13 protein-coding genes and 1 tRNA gene are annotated in these 17,070 nt (G+C 63.3%); 9 read left to right on the top strand and 5 right to left on the bottom strand.

Annotated features, from left to right (window positions below; all coding sequences use genetic code 11):
* Positions 1-409: 409 nt before the first annotated feature.
* Positions 410-1,771 carry an MFS family transporter gene (locus ACYQR9_RS08825; RefSeq protein WP_056432202.1) on the top strand — a complete coding sequence of 454 codons (1,362 nt, stop codon included), beginning with the start codon at positions 410-412 and terminating at the stop codon, positions 1,769-1,771.
* Between the two features lie 204 nt (positions 1,772-1,975).
* Here the strand turns inward: ACYQR9_RS08825 and ACYQR9_RS08820 are convergent, their stop codons facing one another.
* The gene (locus ACYQR9_RS08820; protein ID WP_461229353.1) at positions 1,976-3,853 is read right to left on the bottom strand and encodes a chloride channel protein; all 1,878 of its coding nucleotides are present in this window, start codon (positions 3,851-3,853) and stop codon (positions 1,976-1,978) included.
* 189 nt (positions 3,854-4,042) lie between these two features.
* Here ACYQR9_RS08820 and ACYQR9_RS08815 point away from each other — a divergent pair.
* The 6 genes from ACYQR9_RS08815 (at position 4,043) to ACYQR9_RS08790 (ending at position 9,221) form a co-directional block, all read left to right on the top strand.
* A tRNA-His gene (locus ACYQR9_RS08815) sits at positions 4,043-4,119 on the top strand.
* A gap of 345 nt (positions 4,120-4,464) precedes the next feature.
* Positions 4,465-5,610, top strand: a complete 1,146-nt coding sequence (locus tag ACYQR9_RS08810; protein WP_461229352.1) for a transglycosylase SLT domain-containing protein — start codon at positions 4,465-4,467, stop codon at positions 5,608-5,610.
* A 302-nt stretch (positions 5,611-5,912) separates the two neighbouring features.
* Positions 5,913-6,434, top strand: a complete 522-nt coding sequence (locus ACYQR9_RS08805; RefSeq protein WP_056432480.1) for a response regulator — start codon at positions 5,913-5,915, stop codon at positions 6,432-6,434.
* Positions 6,435-6,657: 223 nt separating this feature from the next.
* Positions 6,658-7,578 carry a transglutaminase family protein gene (locus tag ACYQR9_RS08800; protein ID WP_461229351.1) on the top strand — a complete coding sequence of 307 codons (921 nt, stop codon included), beginning with the start codon at positions 6,658-6,660 and terminating at the stop codon, positions 7,576-7,578.
* A gap of 72 nt (positions 7,579-7,650) precedes the next feature.
* Entirely contained in the window at positions 7,651-8,457 is an 807-nt protein-coding gene (locus ACYQR9_RS08795) for a transglutaminase-like domain-containing protein (protein WP_056432473.1), read from the top strand.
* A 110-nt stretch (positions 8,458-8,567) separates the two neighbouring features.
* On the top strand, positions 8,568-9,221 hold the full coding sequence (locus ACYQR9_RS08790) for a L,D-transpeptidase (protein ID WP_461229350.1): 654 nt from the start codon (positions 8,568-8,570) through the stop codon (positions 9,219-9,221).
* A gap of 72 nt (positions 9,222-9,293) precedes the next feature.
* On the opposite strand, the gene ACYQR9_RS08785 is transcribed toward ACYQR9_RS08790, so the two are convergent.
* From ACYQR9_RS08785 to ACYQR9_RS08770, 4 genes are all read right to left on the bottom strand, one after another.
* Positions 9,294-9,623 (bottom strand): hypothetical protein, encoded by a 330-nt coding sequence (locus ACYQR9_RS08785; protein ID WP_207410340.1) that lies wholly within the window; start codon positions 9,621-9,623, stop codon positions 9,294-9,296.
* 141 nt (positions 9,624-9,764) lie between these two features.
* The gene (locus ACYQR9_RS08780) at positions 9,765-9,932 is read right to left on the bottom strand and encodes a hypothetical protein (RefSeq protein WP_187273350.1); all 168 of its coding nucleotides are present in this window, start codon (positions 9,930-9,932) and stop codon (positions 9,765-9,767) included.
* 236 nt (positions 9,933-10,168) lie between these two features.
* Entirely contained in the window at positions 10,169-10,429 is a 261-nt protein-coding gene (locus ACYQR9_RS08775; RefSeq protein WP_311274153.1) for a DUF2798 domain-containing protein, read from the bottom strand.
* 269 nt (positions 10,430-10,698) lie between these two features.
* Positions 10,699-11,187 (bottom strand): phasin, encoded by a 489-nt coding sequence (locus tag ACYQR9_RS08770; RefSeq protein ID WP_027172066.1) that lies wholly within the window; start codon positions 11,185-11,187, stop codon positions 10,699-10,701.
* Between the two features lie 1,456 nt (positions 11,188-12,643).
* On the opposite strand from ACYQR9_RS08770, the gene ACYQR9_RS08765 reads away from it, so the two are divergent.
* Positions 12,644-14,332 carry a sensor histidine kinase gene (locus ACYQR9_RS08765; RefSeq protein WP_461229349.1) on the top strand — a complete coding sequence of 563 codons (1,689 nt, stop codon included), beginning with the start codon at positions 12,644-12,646 and terminating at the stop codon, positions 14,330-14,332.
* 777 nt (positions 14,333-15,109) lie between these two features.
* Positions 15,110-17,059: an acetate--CoA ligase gene (gene acs / locus ACYQR9_RS08760; RefSeq protein ID WP_056432182.1), complete on the top strand. Its 1,950-nt coding sequence runs from the start codon at positions 15,110-15,112 to the stop codon at positions 17,057-17,059.
* Positions 17,060-17,070 lie beyond the last annotated feature (11 nt).

The following is a 17,070-nucleotide window of genomic DNA, read 5'->3' as shown; positions in this document are numbered from 1 at the left end:
ACCGACGACGAGAACGGCAGCCGTCACCGTACTCCGCAAGAGCTTGCTCATGTCAGTCAGTCCATCTCTTGGTTGATTGCTGACGCCACGCGGCGCCGACGCGAAGCCGAAACGGAAAGACTGCCAAAACCGTTCCGTGAATTAAAACTACTTCCCACGTTGTCATCACACTGAACAGGCAACCTAAGCCCAAGCTTCACGGTAACGGACTTCCAAGTATTTCCACTTGGAGAAGACGATGACGTACCTTTGCCATGGCGGGAAGGGCGATGGGGATGAGGGAATGGATGACATTTGCAGCCTGCTGTAGGAAAGCCGCGTTGAGGCGCTTGTGAATTCTCCATCGCCGCTTAACGTCGCCGACCAAGAGGCCCAGGTAGGGCCCCGACAAGGATGGTAGGGAGTGCCCATGTCCGACGCTATCGCGATCGATCCTTCGAAGCCTGACGATCCGGAAGACCGCCGTCGGCGGATATTCGCCATCGTGGGCTCGTCGTCGGGTAATCTCGTCGAGTGGTTCGACTTTTATTGCTACGCCTTCTTTGCCCTCTACTTTGCGCCGGTCTTCTTTCCCGAAGGCGACGATACCAGTCAGCTCCTGAAATCCGCCGCCGTGTTCGCGGTCGGATTCTTCATGCGCCCCATCGGTGGTTGGTTGTTCGGCCGTATCGCCGATCGCCTTGGCCGTAAGACCTCGATGATGATCTCGGTGCTGATGATGTGCGGCGGATCGCTCATGATCGCCGTGCTACCGACCTATGCCAGCGTGGGGCACTGGGCTCCCGCCCTGCTCTTGCTCGCACGTATGATCCAGGGCCTTTCCGTGGGCGGCGAGTACGGCACCAGCGCCACCTACATGAGCGAGGTCGCCCTGAAGGGTCAGCGTGGATTCTTCGCCTCGTTCCAGTACGTTACCCTAATCGGCGGACAGCTCCTGGCCTCGCTGGTGCTGATCATTCTGCAGAGCTTCCTCACCGCCCAGCAGCTCACTGCCTGGGGCTGGCGCATCCCGTTCTTCATCGGTGCGATGGCGGCCGTGGTGGCGCTGTTTCTACGTTCGTCGCTCGCGGAGACGGCGACCAAAGAGGACATGGCCTCGAAGGAATCCGGCACCTTTTCGGCCCTTTTCAAACATTGGCGTGCGTTCTGCGTAGTACTCGCCTACACCGCCGGCGGCTCCTTGAGCTTCTATACTTTCACCACCTATATGCCGAAATATCTCTTCAACACGGCGCATATCGACAAGATCACCGCATCGCAGATCTCCACTGCGGCGCTCCTTGTCTACATGGTGATCCAGCCCTTCTTCGGCTGGCTTTCGGATAGGATCGGCCGCAAGACCAACATGCTGCTCTATAGCGGGCTCGGCACGCTGATGGTGGTGCCGCTAATGACGGCGATCGGCTCCACTACGAACCCCTACCTCTCGTTCGGCCTGATCATGATCGGCCTCACGGTGATCAGCTTCTACACGGGCATCAGCGGCATTGTGAAAGCAGAGCTGTTCCCGACCCAGGTCCGGGCGCTGGGGGTCGGCCTCTCCTACGCGGTGGCGAACTCGATCTTCGGTGGCACGGCGGAGGCGGTAGCCCTGTATTTGAAGCAGATCGGCTCGGAAAGCAGCTTCTTCTGGTACGTCACGGCGATGCTCGCCATCGCCTTCATCGGCTCGCTGATCATGCCGAACCCCAAGCGTCACGGTTATCTCGACGGTGACGGCACGGTGGAAGAGGCGCTGATGCGCAAGTCACGCCGGGCGCTGCCCGCCTAAATTGCCGCTCTGTCGAAAGGTCAAACGCACGCGGTGTTAGCTCGCCGCGTGCGTCTTCATAAGTGCCGCACAGCAACCGCGCTCGGGTTCAGGTGATGTCGTCGGTGACTATTCCTGATGCAGTGCGAGCCAGTCGGGCGATGTGCATGATTTGGCCCTCCGCATCCGCATGGCCGAGACTTGCAGCGAGGAACTGGATCATTTTCACGCAGCGTCGCCCATGATCGCTCGTCGCTGCCGGTCGAGCTCCTCGCTGTAGCGCTTGAGGGTGTGGCTCTCGGTGAGCAGCCCGATCACCCGACGCGAGACCGGATCATCCACCACCGCCAGAGCTTCACTCTCCGCGCTGTCGAAGGCCGAGGCTGCCTGTTTGGCATTCATGCCGGCGGTGAGGAACACGTCTGTATAGCGCATGGCCTCGATGAGACTGGCCTCGCTATCGGCCGTCACCAGGGCATGAGCCTCGGGCACCAGCACGATTCCGGCGTAGCGCCCTTCCTTATCCACCATCACAACGCGGGACGGCGAGCCGAGGGGATGAGCCGCAAGGAAATCGCAGAGCTTCATATCGACCGGCACGGTTTCGACCTCGCGACGCATGAGCGCCCCAACGGTGAGTGACCTGATCCAGCCGATATCATGCGCGCTACGGATGCTTTCGCCGCGAAGGTGGAAGCGCCAGGTGGCAAAGGAATAGCCGAAGGTCTTCCGCACGGTCATCGACGAGGCGATCACCGCCACCAGTACGAGGCCGGTGATCGGAAAGCTGCCGGTGAGCTCGAGGGCGAGGAATGTCATCGTGAGCGGGCCGCCGATGACTGCCACCGCCAGGGCGCTCATGCCGATCACCGCATAAGCCAGCGGTGTGAGAGCGAAGAAGGTGAGTCCCTCCAGGCCGGATAGTCCATGAACGCCGGAAAGGGCCGGGATTGCCTCCGCCATCAGCGCGGCAAAGAGCTTGCCCGCCAGAGCGCCAAGAAACAGCGAAGCGAAGAACAAGCCGCCGCGAAAACCCGAGCCGATCGAGATCGCCGAGGCCGAGGCCTTCGCCACGAACAGCAGCGCCAGAGCAGCGAACCCCATGGCAGGCATGTTGGTGTCGAGATGGAGATGGAGCGCTCCGTGCCCACCGGAAAGTATCTGCGGGGAGACAGCTAGGGCCAGGACGCCAACGCAGAGACCGCCGATGGCGGGGGCGAGGAAGGCCGGCAGGCGGGTCGCCCGCACACCCTGCTCGACTAGGGTGACACCACGCATAATCAGAATTCCGAGCCCAGCGCACGCGAAACCGAGAGCGAGGCTCGGTAGCGTATCGATTCCGGAGACCGCCCTCGTTGTCAGGACATCGAAACCGTTGGCAGTCACCAGGGGACTCTGCGTTACGAGCGCCTTGGCGACGAGGCTACCGCACAGGGCCGAGACGACCACCGGTGTGAGAGTGGCGATGGAATAGGTGCCGATGATGAGTTCGAACGCATAGAATGCCCCCGTGAGCGGCGCCCCGAAGGCAGCGGCGATGGCGGCGGCCGAGCCGCAGCCCACTAGGGTACGTAGATCCGAGCGACGCATTTCAAAGGAGAGGCCGAGACGCGAGGCGATGCCGGCGCAGATCTGGGTATAGCCCGCTTCGAGACCGACCGATGCACCGCTGCCATTCGAGATCACATTTTGCGCCGCCACGGCAGCAGACCCCTTCAGCGAGAGGCGCCCGCCATGCAGGGCATTGGCCTCGATGGGATCGACGATCGACTGCTGCGGGCTGCCTCGGCGACGAGCCAAGCCCAGAGCGATCAGGCCGAGGATGAGACCGCCGACGGCCGGGCCGACTAGAATAAGGATCGGGGCCACATCCGTCGAAGCGCTGAGTCGGGCGCCGTGCGGTAGTCGATAGAGGATCTCGCGCAGGCCCTGCGTCGCGAGACTCATGGCCGAGACTGCGATCCCGGCGATCGCGCCGACGCAGGCGGCCAGCGCCACGAGCCCGGCTTCGCTGCCGCGCACCAGGGCACGCAATCGACTTGGCACGTGGACCAGCAGCTGGCCGGCGGGAGATCCACGGCGCGGCGCGGTTTCTGAGTTCATCGACCGACGGGGGGATTGGCACGAAAGGGGTACGAAGACCGCGGCACCTTAGGGGTGGGGTGCAAGGTCCGTCGACCGAATTTCCACGTCCGGCGGCATCGATGGGGCGAAGAGTTTTCCCCATTCTGCATTCCTTGCGTCTCTAACGCTTGAAATGCCCGCAGCCTCAGGATACATCGCAGCCCGAGTGCCGCTGTAGCTCAGTTGGTTAGAGCGCTTGATTGTGGATCAAGAGGTCCCCCGTTCGAGCCGGGGCAGTGGTACCATTCGACTATATTGGCGTCTTTGGCGACGCCTTGCAGGCTAAGAATCGGCAGCTGTTTCTAAAGCTCCCTGATTGGCCTTGCCTGCCTAGAATGATGCGTACCGCCCGATTACGGGAGCGCCGTTCTTGCTAGATCAGCTCCGATGCAATGTTGTCGTGAATGCCCGGTGGTTGCTGGTGCCTTCCGTCCGACCCTGTCGCATGCGGACGGTAAAGGCTCGTAATGGCTAAGCTGCCGCAAAGTGGCCATCGACGCCACGGGATGATCACGAGCCTAGCCGTTTTGTCGCCACAACTGTCCTCGTAAATGCCGATGTGCGCCACCACACGGAGACGAGTCGATCAGATGCGGGTTCAAAAGGTCGGATCATCACGAGTTACCCCTCCCTCGCGCCGCTTCGGCGCTGGCGGTGATGCGGCAACTTCATTCGATGCGCTGACGCTCAAGAATCGGGTCGGACACGACCATGGGAGCCGCCCCGCCCTCACCCGCTCCGTTCTGGCCATGATGCTGGTCGCGGGAGGCCTGAGCGCCGTCGTTCTCAACGGCACCGGCACCAGTGGCTTTGGCGCCGTGGTACAATCGGCTCAGGCGATGACCGAGCTGTCGATGCCGAAGCCCAGAATTCAGTCGGCGGTCCCGGGAGTTCTAGAAGCTCCACCCACCGTACTCACGTCATCCTCGGCCTTTGCCCCCGTCCACGACCTCGACACCGAAATCGGCTCTAATGCCGTCGATCGTGTCTCCTACGATTTCCTGTTGACCGAAAGCGCTGTCGGCGACCCGAACGATATCCTCGATTTCGGACCCATGAAGATTCGCCGCCACTTGGTGCAGAAGATCGTCCGCGCTGCGCAGGCCGTACAGACCGACCCCGTCCTGCTGATGGCGGTAGCCGACAAAGAGTCGAGCTTCATCACCGAAGTGCAGGCCAAGACGTCCTCGGCGACCGGCCTGTTCCAGTTCATCGAGCGCACCTGGCTCGGTGTTGTGCGCGACTTCGGACCGAAATACGGCCTGACGCAGGAAGCGGCCCTCGTGGTCTCCGGCGATAACGGCAAGCCGAGCGTGGCAGATGCCGCCGAGCGGACCCGCATTCTCGAATTGCGGCGTGACCCCTATCTCGCCGCACTGATGGCAGGCGAGATGCTGAAACGCGACGCAGCGCGAATCTCCCTGCGTATCGGCCGCGAGCTGACCCTGGGCGAAGTGTATCTCGCCCACTTCCTCGGTCCCGACGATGCCGAGGAGTTCCTCGCTACCGTTGTCGACAAGCCGACATCCGCCGCCGCCCAGATGCTGCCGGGCCCGGCGCGCGCCAACCGTTCCATCTTCTTCGCGGCCCAACGCGGTCGACGCAAGGCAGCGAGCCTGTCGGTGGCCCAGGTTCATGAGAAGTTCGAGACTATGATGAGCACTCGTGGTGCTCGCTACCGCGATGTCCGCTCTCTCTCGGGCGTCATGGCCTATGCCGACGCCTCGGTGGAGTAACCGCGCCTCACCGCGTTTTATGCGCCGATCTCGCTGTCAGTCCTGAACCCCAGCAATCGCATTTCCCGGACCGATTCGCCGTCGACCCAACCCTTGTTGCGCCTTGGGAGCAACTGACGCCTGAGTCCCTACGTTGAGCTTGGGGCCGCACGCGGCGGTACCATGCAGATGACGAAAACCGGAGGGATGACGTGCTCGATCCGAAAGGCCCGTCGAACGATCGTTCGCCCACTCCTTTCAAGGATGTTCCGAAAAAGCGCGCAGGCAACGATACGCTCGCGCCTGGCCTCGCCCTCGACCAAATCGGCGAAGCCCTAGCGTCTTTCTATGACGACCTGATCGCCGAGGGCATTCCGGAGAACTTGGCTGCCCTCGTTCGTCAGGTCCACCAGCCGGAAGCCACGCCTGAGCCCGATCCCGTTATCTCCGCGCCGATTCGTAAATCCGGCCGCCTCGCCCTCGTGGTCGAGGATGATGCATCGACACAAGGCTTGGCAGTCGCCCTGTTGGACGAGACTGAGCTCGATGCTATCGGCTGCGCTACGGCGGAAGAGGCTCTGGCCGTGATGCGGGACAGGGGCGGCGATGTCGCTTTGGTCTTTGCCGATATCCAGCTCTCGGGTGTCATGGACGGCCTGCAACTGGCGCGTGCCGTCGCGATGCTGTGGCCTACGGCGAGGATGGTGGTCACGTCCGGCCGACGTGCTCCGCGACCGGACGCATTGCCGGAAAGGGTGGTCTTCATCCCCAAACCCTGGCGCCCCCAGGATGTGTTGGTGGAAGCCGAGCACGCGACCAGCAATCCTCCTCCGCCAGTGCCCTGAACTCTGCACGCCGCGGATGAATCGGCCAGGGGCCAGGGCCGCTTTCACTTTGATGAAGATCGCTATCGAACCAGCTCAAGGAGCATTGCCCCAGCGGTGATATTCAGGCCAATACTCCTGTGCCGTGAAGGCGACATCACGGGCCGCCATGACGTTGGGCGCACCTCTTGCATTGCATCGATCCAAGAGAGTGGTACCGACCGGTGCTGCGGAGCCTGTGAACGTGCCGATCCTATCCGTCCGTCACATTACGACCTACCGGTACCGCCAGCCCGTCGGCTTGGGCGAACACCGGATCATGTTTCGTCCGCGCGACAGCTATGACCAGCGCCTGATCGCCGCGACGCTGAAGATCACGCCCGAGCCGTCGTCTCTGCGGTGGTTGCACGACGTGTTCGGAAATTGCGTCGCCGTGGCGACATTCCAGGGTCGCGCCTCCACCCTGTCCTTCGAATGCTCGATCACCCTCGATCACACGCCCGAGCTCGCGCCGGAATTTCCGATCGCGCCGCATGCGGCCTTCTACCCTTTCGGCTACGGCGCCGACGATATGCCGGATCTCAGCCGCTCCATCGAGCGCGAGCACCGCGATCCGAAGAACGAGGTCGATGCCTGGGCGCGCAGCTTCGTTCCCCCCGCCGGCCGCATCGGCACACAGGATCTGCTCGCCGAGATGACGCGCCATGTCCGGCGCAACTTCGCCTATCTCGCGCGCTCGGAGAAAGGCGTTCAGGACCCCGTCACAACCCTGCGCCTCAAGCGCGGAAGCTGCCGCGATTTCGCGGTACTGATGATCGAGGCCGTGCGCGCTCTCGGCATGGCCGCCCGCTTCGTCTCCGGCTACCTCTACAATCCACGCGGCGACCGCAACCGCCATGTGGGCGGTGGCTCCACCCATGCATGGGTCCAAGTCTACTTGCCCGGTGCGGGCTGGATCGAGTTCGACCCCACCAATGGCATCGTCGGCAATCGCGACCTCATCCGCGTCGCCGTCGCCCGCGATCCGCGGCAGGCGGTGCCGTTGCACGGCTCCTTCTTCGGGTTTCCCGCGGACGATCTCGGCATGTCCGTGAGCGTCGAGGTCGATGAAGTCGAACTCGGTTCCCTCGAGCAGCGTACACCCGATGCGATGGTGGTGCGTTGAAGACGTTCATTCCGCTGCCATCAGATGGCGGCTGGGTTCCAATCATATTTTTTCAGACATGGGGCCAATACGATGAAGATCAGGACTGGGTTCGACATCGCCTTCGAATCGGTTCAGCCGACGCCCATGATTCTTGAACTGAGCGTGCATCCATCACGCATGCCGGATGTGATGACCCCACACGTCATCAGCTTCAACCCGCCGATACCTTTCCAGGAATATCGGGACGTCTACGACAACATCTGCACGCGCATCGTCACTCCGGTTGGCCGTCTCGACATCTCGGCCGATTTTACCGTTTACGATTCCGGATTGCCGGACGAATACGCTCCGCATGCGCAGCAGATCGACGTCCAGAACCTACCGAGCGATGTCCTCGTCTATCTCCTCGGCAGCCGCTATTGCGACACCGACAAGCTGTCTGAGACGGCCTGGTCCCTCTTCGGAGGAACGATGCCTGGCTGGTCGAGGGTCCAGGCGATCTGCGACTACGTTCACGACCGCATCCGGTTCGACTACATGCTCGCCGATGCCACGCGCACGGCCTGGGACGGTTTCATGCAGCGCCAGGGCGTCTGCCGCGACTTCGCCCATCTGGCGGTTGCTTTCTGCCGATGCATGAACATCCCGGCGCGCTACTGCACCGGTTATCTCGGCGATATCGGCATCCCGCCAGTGCCGGACCCGATGGATTTTTCGGCATGGTTCGAAGTGTATCTGGACGGGCGCTGGTACACATTCGACGCCCGTCACAATACACCGCGGATCGGCCGCATCGTCATGGCCCGCGGTCGCGATGCCACTGATGTCGCGATCACCACAAACTTTGGTTATTCGCACCTTGCCCGTTTCGACGTGCATACGGACGAGGTGTACTAAATTCATAAGCTCACGTTAACGAGACGCGAAATCTGCGACCGGGGGTGGAACCACGCGCCTACGCCTACGCTTGTATAGCAAAGGTTACCGCACAGGTAAGGCATCCGACCATGAAGACGTTGGCGACCGCTTTTGCAGGCATGATGGGTGCTTGCATCCTCGCTTCCACCCCCGTTCTCGCCGCCTCCTCCTACGATCCGTTCGGAACGGGGGGCGACGATTACTATCCCAAGACCGAGTACAGCCAGCCCTCCTACGACCCTTATGGCTATCAGGGCACCGTCGGTCAGGGCGCGCAAGCAGCTCCGCAGGCCCAGGTCTCGCCGATTCCGCGCGAGATCGTAACCTTCCGCGGCGCATACAAGCCTGGCACGATCGTCGTCTCGACCGCTGAACGGCGTCTCTACTTCGTTCTGCCGAACGGTGAAGCTATCCGCTACGGCGTTGGCGTCGGTCGTCCCGGCTTCACTTGGTCAGGCACGAAGACCGTTACCGCCAAGCGCGAATGGCCGTCATGGACGCCCCCGGCCGCAATGATCGCCCGCCGCCCCGACCTGCCGCGCTACATGGCGGGTGGTGTGGAGAACCCTCTGGGCGCCCGCGCCATGTATATCGGCAATACGGAGTACCGGATCCACGGATCCAACGAGCCCGACACGATCGGTCAGGCAGTTTCGTCAGGTTGTATCCGGATGACCAATGACGACGTCACCGACCTTTACGAGCGCGTGAAAGTAGGCGCCAAGGTCGTCGTCCTCAACTGAATTCCACGTCTCTGCAGAACAACGCCGCGTCATCCCAGGATGGCGCGGCGTTGTTTCTTTCCGGTTCGACCCTTACGGGACGACACGTCCAACCGCAGTCTGCGGTGAACTGAAGGACGCGATCGGCATGTCGCAGAAACAGCGCGCCCCGAGGGGACGAGGTCCGGGCAACGGGCAGGAATAGGGCTGCAGGCCGCTGATTCCCGACTGGACAGCATCGCAGTTCAAGCCGACGGCCCGGCGGGGCGGGGGCCCGCGGTCCTCGTAATAGTCGCGCCGGGGCGCGGGGCGGTAGTAGCCGTCGTCATACTGGGCGCTGGCGGCGCCAGCGGATAGCACACCGGCCAGAGCGAGGGCCAACAGGCCAAAACGCTGGGCGGCGCGCGAAAAAGCAGGTCGCATGAAGGTTCGCCCTCTTCGACGAGCCCGAAATCCGGGCGGGGCGCCAGGGTTAGGAGACCGGCCGTCGCGGTGCAAGCGCCGTGTCGCACCTCGTTCGCAGCCGTCGCCGACGGGACTACGGCACCGGCGAATGAGGACCTTTCAAAGAACCGTGAGGGAGGCGATCGGCAGCCACGCTTCCAGTTCGTCGCCGTCGACGTCGCCATCCACGAACCAGCGGCACAGGGCCTTGTCGTCCACGATCTCGACGACGGTCATTGTCGCCTCGTTGTCGTCCGACCCTACGTAATCACCCGGCTTGATGGTCATCGATCCCCGTTCCTCCCGATCTCCGCTGCATGGCCATCCTAAGCTTTGGTGACTTGAGACTGTCGAGCAGGACTGCCGCACCGTCCCGGACATGGTCTCAGGAGCGATACGGCAGTTTCATATGCCGTGCCGGCTCGTCTGAGAACCTGCCTCCGCCCTCGCTGTTATGCTCGGATCATCGTTGGGAGCGACTCATGGAGCCGCACATTCGAAATCCGGGGCGGGCACGGCACGCATCAGGCGGGCCTGACCAGGAACCCGACGATCCGGCGGACCAGGGGCAGGACCAGGAGAAGCGTCGGGAACGCCACCACCCAGGACAAAGCCCAGGCTGGCGGCCAATGCTCGAGGAAAGCCGCATCGGCACCCAAGGTCTTGTAGGTGGAGATCGCCGAGACGACGAGCGTCATCAGCAGCGAGAGCATCAGCGGCATGATGAGCCACTGACTGCTCGGCGGCAGGCATCCGCGGAGGCTGAACGATTGCAGGCGGTTCATGATAACCCGACGTCTGTACCGCAATCCGGGGCAGCGCTGACACCGACCGGAAGACGGATCGGAAAATGCGTTGCTTGACGTCAGACGCTTACGGCACGCGCTTGGCGCGGCGAAACTTGACTAGGGCAGCTTGGCCGGGACCGTCAATAGCCGAACATCGAGCCCGCTTATCGCGTCCATCTTCAGAAAGACAGTAAGGCCCGCCTCACCGTGCGGGCGGGGCGGGCCTCTATCGTCGGACGGATCAGATCCGTCGCATTTCGAAAATATCAGGAATTGGCGTTGCGAATGGCTTGCTCGGCATCGGCGCCGGCCTTGCGAGCGGCCTCGGTGCCCTGCTCCATCGCCTTGCGAGTGTTCTCAGCCGTCTCCTGCATCGCTGCCTTGGCCTTCTCGGCGCCTTGCTGCATTGCACTCTGCGCCAAGCCACCGAACTCCTTGGCCTGGGCCTGGATTGCGGCGAACTGGCTGCGGACGAACTCAGCCTGATGCTGCATGGCTTCCTGCAAGTCGCGCGAGCGAACGAGCTTCTGGGCGAGGTCGAAGGCGGCATTCACGTTCTGCTCGGCGAACTCGAAGCCGCGCGCGGAGACGTCATGTGCACTGGTACGGGCCGTGTCGGCCGAACCCTGGACCGTGTCGGCGGTGCGACGAGCGGCGCCAATGAATGAGTCGAAGGCCTTGCGAGCCTGATCGACGCTCTTCTCAGCGAAATCGCGCATTTCAGCGGGCACTTCATAGTTCGGGGTGTTGCTCATGTCCGTCTCCTCTGAACTTGCTTGTTGATCGTTTGTTGTGCGCTGCACAATAACACAGCGCCCGCTCTATGCCACCCTCGATCACGGCATTAAGGATGACAAAAGGTAAACGCGCATCGGCGGCGCTTGGTGTCTACATCCGCGGCGCGTTGCGGTTAAAAAAGGGTGCGAATCACTCACGTGTCACGCGAAACGGGTACGAATGTTCGAAAGACGGGCTGAAGAACCGATATCCGGCCCTGAACCGGACCTCGGCGACCTTATTAGACACTGGAGCGGTGATTCGCGGTTTGGCGCTCGCCTGAGCGGCCCAGACGCGGTGTGGCTTGTGCTCGACGGTACGGCGGAGCGAATCCTGCTGGCTTCGACGGCGGATGGCCTTGCACGGTCTCTGAGCGGCGGCGAATCGGGCCGGATCGACGACGGGATTCGTATGGGCGAACAAATTCGTCCGCGCGCCCTGCCGCTGGATCGGCCATCGCTGATGAAGTTGCGATTCGACACGCGGCGTCTCGGACAGGCCACGACCTGCCTTGCTTTGCGGACGAAGGATGCATCGGGTCGTAATTGCGTGATCGTGGCGGTACTCGATCGCCTGCCGGGCCACCGAGCCTTGCCCCAGAAAGGCGCAGGCGAACAGGAGCGCGCACAGGCCGATCCGACGGCAGCACCTGAGCCGCGTCCTTCCGTCTTTGAAGACACGTCCGCACCATTGGACAGCCGCGCGGTGCGGACTGGGCGCGTAACCTGGAAAAGCGACGCCGAGGACAGGCTCACGGACATTTCCGGACCCGCCGCCGCCGCAGTCAAACCCGTACTGATCGGAAGGACCTGGGCTGCGCTGTCACACACGCGCACGCTGCTCGACGCGGAAGGGCTCCTGCAGGCGTTGGCCCAGCGCCGGACCTTTCGTGCAATTTCCGTCACGCTGCAGGCCGATGGCATGCCGGACGCTATGGATCTCGACATATCCGGCACGCCGATCCAGCGCGGGGCAGCCGAGTTCACCGGGTTCAACGGCTTCGCCATGGTGCGGTCTTCGACCGCGTCATCGGAGAGTGGATCGGTGAGCCCAGAACACGCGGACATCATCACCGACCTGCATCCTGGCGATCAGCTTGTATCGGAGGTGGAGCCCGATGATGGAGCATCTGCCGATACTGCCGAGGCTGTGACGCCAACGGCCATGGAGCTCAGCGCCATGGACTTAGCGAGAAAAACGGACTCGGCGAGAAAACCGGACTCGGCGAGAAACGAAGAAACATCCGCTCTGCCCGTGGCGGAACCCGCTTTTGCGACGATCGGTGATGATCCGTCCGCTGCTGCGGTAAGAGATTCCTCCCCCGCTCTCCTTAACGTGGAGCCGTCAGGGGAAGAAACGACCGAACGGTCTGCGACCGGAACAGAGCCCCCGACGACTGACGAAGACGCCTGGACACCGTTGCACGACCCGCATTTGTCCAGCAACGAGCATGCGGCGTTCCGCGAAATCGCGCGGGCCCTGGGCGCGCGCTTCGCCGGCGATAGCACGCCCGACGATGAGGTTTCGGAGGCCAGGACCGGAGAAGAGCGCGCCACCGGCGGTTCTGTGACTCCGTTTCCCACGGCGATGACGCGGTTCGCGGAGCCTGCATCGGAAGACCCCAATGCCGCCGTCAGCGCGACGCTGGAGCGAGTGCCCGGCGGCGTGATGGTCTATCGCGGCGACAGCGTCCTGTTCGCCAACAGCCACCTGCTGGCGATGGCAGGCTTCGCCGATCTGGCCGAACTGGCAGCATCGAGCGGCATCGGCAAGCTGTTCGGCGGCCTCGTCCCGCACGAGCGGAAGATCAACGGCGCCCCCGCCATCCTCACTGCCGCCTCGGGGCACCGCCTGAGCGTCGACATACAGGCCTCCGATCTCGATTGGCGCGGCGCACCGGCTCACCTTCTCCTCATCCGCGACGCCGTTGCCGGTGAGCCTGGCCGTGAGCGCGTTGCCCTGCAGATCGCCGACGCCTTCGCGGGAGCCCGAGCCGCCGATGCGCAGGCCGTTCTCGACAGCCTCGATGACGGAGTCATCACCCTCGACCGGAATGGGCGGATCATCGGGCTCAACCGCAGCGCGGCGACGACCTTCGGCATCGACCCGCGCGAAGTCGTCGGTGCCGCCATCCTCAGCCTGTTCGCAGCGGAAAGCGCGGTGGCCGTGCTCGCCAGCGTCCATGGCATAGCCGGTTCGGGGCAAACCGTCCTCGCGCAAGCGACTCCGGATGTGATCGGCCGCACCGCCGCCGGCATGTCTCCGCTGCTGATCAAGGTGACACCCCTCGCCGGGCGGGACGACGGCCGCATGGTCATGACCGTGCGGGACGTTCGCGCCACCAGACGTATCGAAGCGGAAACGTCGAACGCACGGCAGGCTGCGGAATATGCCAGCGCACGCAAATCGGATTTCCTCGCCCGGATCAGCCACGAGATCCGCACGCCGATGAACGGCATCCTCGGCTTCGCCGATATGATGCTAGCCGAACCGTTCGGTCCCGTTGGCCACGAGCGCTACCGCGACTATCTGGGCGACATCCACGCTTCAGGAACGCACGTCCTCAGTCTCGTCAACGACCTGCTCGACCTTGCAAAGATCGAAGCCGGCCGCCTCGACCTCACCTTCGCTGAGGTCCCCCTCAACGACGTCGTCACCCATTGCGTCGCGATGCTGCAGCCGCAGGCGATGCGCGATCGAATCGTCGTACGGACGAGTTTCTCCGACGACCTCCCGATGCTGGTCGCGGACGAGCGCTCGGTACGGCAGGCTGCGCTCAATATCATCGCCAACGCCATCGCCTTCACCGAGGCCGGCGGACAGGTCATCGTCTCCACCACCATGGCGGATCGTGGCGAGATCGCCCTTAGGGTCCGCGACACCGGAATCGGGATGACCCCCGACGAGGTAGAGACCGCCCTCGAACCGTTCCGTCAGATCGCCGTGGCGGCCTCGGCCAGGGGACGTGCGGACGGACGAAGCACCGGAACCGGCCTCGGTCTGCCGCTCACGAAGGCGCTCGTCGAGGCCAATCATGGCCGCTTCCGCATCGAGAGCCGGAAGGATGAAGGCACCCTGGTGGAAATGCTGTTCCCACCGCAGGCGGCGGTCAGAACGGCGTGATCGGCGTGGCGCGCCCAGGCTCGTCTGGCGGAAACGCATCAGGCATGGTGGACCGGCACGACGCCGCGTGCCCTTGGGCGATCGCCTAGCGGCGACCGTCGGCGAGCCAGATTGGGTACGAGCGTCATGACGAGACACGTCATGCGTCGGTTGACCGATATCGAGCAAGCGCGCCTCGATGCGGAATTGGTCAAGTTCCGAAGGGCCAAGCCGACACTGCCGCCGCGTACCGAGCCGGGCGGTTCGCCTCCCTGAAACGGGCATTCCGGCGTGGGTGCGAACGCTTGTTGGTCGGCAACCCAGGCAAGCGCCACCCGTTCTCCAGGTAGGTCTTGGAGAAACCCCATGCACATAACCCTTAGGCTTCTTTTCGCTGGCCTGCTCATATCCGGAGCGACAAGCGTCCTAGCCCAAACGGCGGGTCCGTCGCAGACGACCGGTCAGAACCTGGAATCGGCGGGCTCGTTCCGAAATATTGCCCCGAGCGGCGTCACCAAGCCGCCCGGCGCCGCAGCCGCGCCCGACACCCGGCTACCCCCCGATGAGGCCCGCAAGAAGGGCAAGACCGAAGGTTCGGGGATCAAGGGAATCTGTATCGGCTGCAACTGACAGCCGGCCGATCATGGATCGAGAGTATTGCCCAAATTGGGGGTGCCGACGCAGGTGCATCCGCCCCCTTCGCGCTTGCGATAGGACTGTTCCTGCGCCTAAGAACGAGTTGGAAGTCCCGGCTGCGCGGTTTTCGCGATACGATCGGGCACCAGTAGGGAAAACGTCATGGACGAGAAGGTGGTCGACGTCCGCGCGACCTGGATCGACGGTGCGCATGTAGACGACGCCGGGTATCAGGCGATGTACAAGGCCTCGGTCGATGACCCGGCTGCATTTTGGGGTGAACACGGCAAGCGGATCGATTGGTCGACGCCTTATTCGACCGTCAAGAATACAAGCTTTGCTCCCGGCAACGTCTCGATCAAATGGTTCGAGGACGGCAAGACCAACGTCGCCTACAATTGCATCGACCGTCACCTCGCGACGCGCGGCGACCAGGTAGCGATCATTTGGGAAGGCGACGACCCCAACGAATCCAAGCACATCACCTATCGGCAGCTTCATTCGGAAGTCTGCCGCATGGCCAATGTGCTGCGCAATCGCGGTGTCGGTAAGGGTGACCGGGTCACGCTCTACCTGCCGATGATCCCGGAGGCCGCATACGCCATGTTGGCCTGCGCCCGGCTCGGCGCGATCCACTCCATCGTGTTCGGCGGCTTCTCCCCGGATTCTCTGGCGGGCCGCATCGAGGGCTGTGCCTCGAAGCTCGTCATCACCGCCGACGAGGGTCTGCGCGGCGGCCGCAAGGTCGCGTTGAAGGCCAATGTGGATGCCGCGATCGCGAGGCTCGGCAAGGATGCCGTGGACCACGTCGTCGTTGTGCGTCGCACGGGCAGTAATGTCGCCATGGAGCCCGGCCGCGACGTCTATTACGACGAGGCCGCCGCCATGGTCACCGACGAGTGCCCGGCCGAAGCCGTGGAGGCAGAGCACCCGCTCTTCATCCTCTACACCTCAGGCTCCACGGGCCAGCCCAAGGGTGTGGTGCATACCACCGGCGGCTACCTCGTCTACGCCGCGATGACGCATCAATACGTCTTCGATTACCGCGAGGGCGAGGTCTACTGGTGCACGGCGGATGTGGGCTGGGTCACAGGTCACAGCTACATCGTCTATGGCCCACTCGCCAACGGCGCCACGACCCTGATGTTCGAAGGCATCCCGACCTATCCGTCGACGTCCCGCTTCTGGGACGTTGTCGACAAACACAAGGTCAACATCTTCTACACCGCGCCCACGGCGATCCGCTCGCTCATGGGCGGCGGCGAAGGTCCGGTGAAGAAGACCTCGCGGGCCTCGCTCCGCGTCCTCGGCTCGGTCGGCGAGCCGATCAACCCGGAAGCCTGGGACTGGTACTACCGGGTGGTCGGCGACAGCCGCTGCCCCATCGTCGATACCTGGTGGCAGACCGAGACCGGCGGCATCCTCATTACGCCGTTGCCCGGTGCCACCAAGCTAAAGCCCGGTTCGGCCACACGCCCATTCTTCGGCGTGCAGCCGCTCATCGTCGATGCGGAGGGCAAGCCGCTCGACGGTGCCTGCGAGGGCAACCTCTGCATCGCGGATTCCTGGCCGGGCCAGATGCGCACGGTCTATGGCGACCACGAGCGGTTCGAGCAGACCTACTTCTCCACCTATCCAAACCTCTACTTCACCGGCGACGGCTGCCGCCGCGACGCGGATGGCTATTACTGGATCACCGGCCGCGTCGACGACGTGATCAACGTGTCGGGTCACCGCATGGGAACGGCGGAGGTCGAATCCTCGCTCGTCGCCCATCCGAAGGTCTCGGAAGCCGCTGTCGTCGGCTATCCTCATTCTATGAAGGGACAGGGCATCTACGCCTACGTCACCCTGATGGAGGGCGAGGACGGTTCGGACGAGCTGCGCAAGGAACTGGTGGCCTGGGTCCGCAAGGATATCGGCCCCATCGCCTCGCCGGACCTGATCCAGTTCGCCCCCGGCCTGCCCAAGACTCGCTCGGGCAAGATCATGCGCCGCATCCTCCGCAAGATCGCAGAGGACGAGTTCTCATCGCTCGGCGATACCTCGACCCTTGCCGAGCCGGCCGTCGTCGACGACCTGATCGAGAACCGCCAGAACCGCGCGTCCTGATTGCGGGCCTC

It is taken from the genome of Methylobacterium sp. CM6241 (genome assembly GCF_054817845.1).
Note: the sequence above shows the minus strand (reverse complement) of the source record. Positions and strands in the feature narration are given on the sequence as shown.

What these genes read in the sequence shown, in the direction of transcription:
- ACYQR9_RS08825 (WP_056432202.1), top strand. Translation starts at nt 410, where the DNA reads ATGTCCGACGCTATCGCGATCGATCCTTCGAAGCCTGACGATCCGGAA.
- ACYQR9_RS08820 (WP_461229353.1), bottom strand. Translation starts at nt 3,853, where the DNA reads ATGAACTCAGAAACCGCGCCGCGCCGTGGATCTCCCGCCGGCCAGCTG.
- ACYQR9_RS08810 (WP_461229352.1), top strand. Translation starts at nt 4,465, where the DNA reads ATGCGGGTTCAAAAGGTCGGATCATCACGAGTTACCCCTCCCTCGCGC.
- ACYQR9_RS08795 (WP_056432473.1), top strand. Translation starts at nt 7,651, where the DNA reads ATGAAGATCAGGACTGGGTTCGACATCGCCTTCGAATCGGTTCAGCCG.
- ACYQR9_RS08790 (WP_461229350.1), top strand. Translation starts at nt 8,568, where the DNA reads ATGAAGACGTTGGCGACCGCTTTTGCAGGCATGATGGGTGCTTGCATC.
- ACYQR9_RS08785 (WP_207410340.1), bottom strand. Translation starts at nt 9,623, where the DNA reads ATGCGACCTGCTTTTTCGCGCGCCGCCCAGCGTTTTGGCCTGTTGGCC.
- ACYQR9_RS08780 (WP_187273350.1), bottom strand. Translation starts at nt 9,932, where the DNA reads ATGACCATCAAGCCGGGTGATTACGTAGGGTCGGACGACAACGAGGCG.
- ACYQR9_RS08775 (WP_311274153.1), bottom strand. Translation starts at nt 10,429, where the DNA reads ATGAACCGCCTGCAATCGTTCAGCCTCCGCGGATGCCTGCCGCCGAGC.
- ACYQR9_RS08770 (WP_027172066.1), bottom strand. Translation starts at nt 11,187, where the DNA reads ATGAGCAACACCCCGAACTATGAAGTGCCCGCTGAAATGCGCGATTTC.
- acs (WP_056432182.1), top strand. Translation starts at nt 15,110, where the DNA reads ATGGACGAGAAGGTGGTCGACGTCCGCGCGACCTGGATCGACGGTGCG.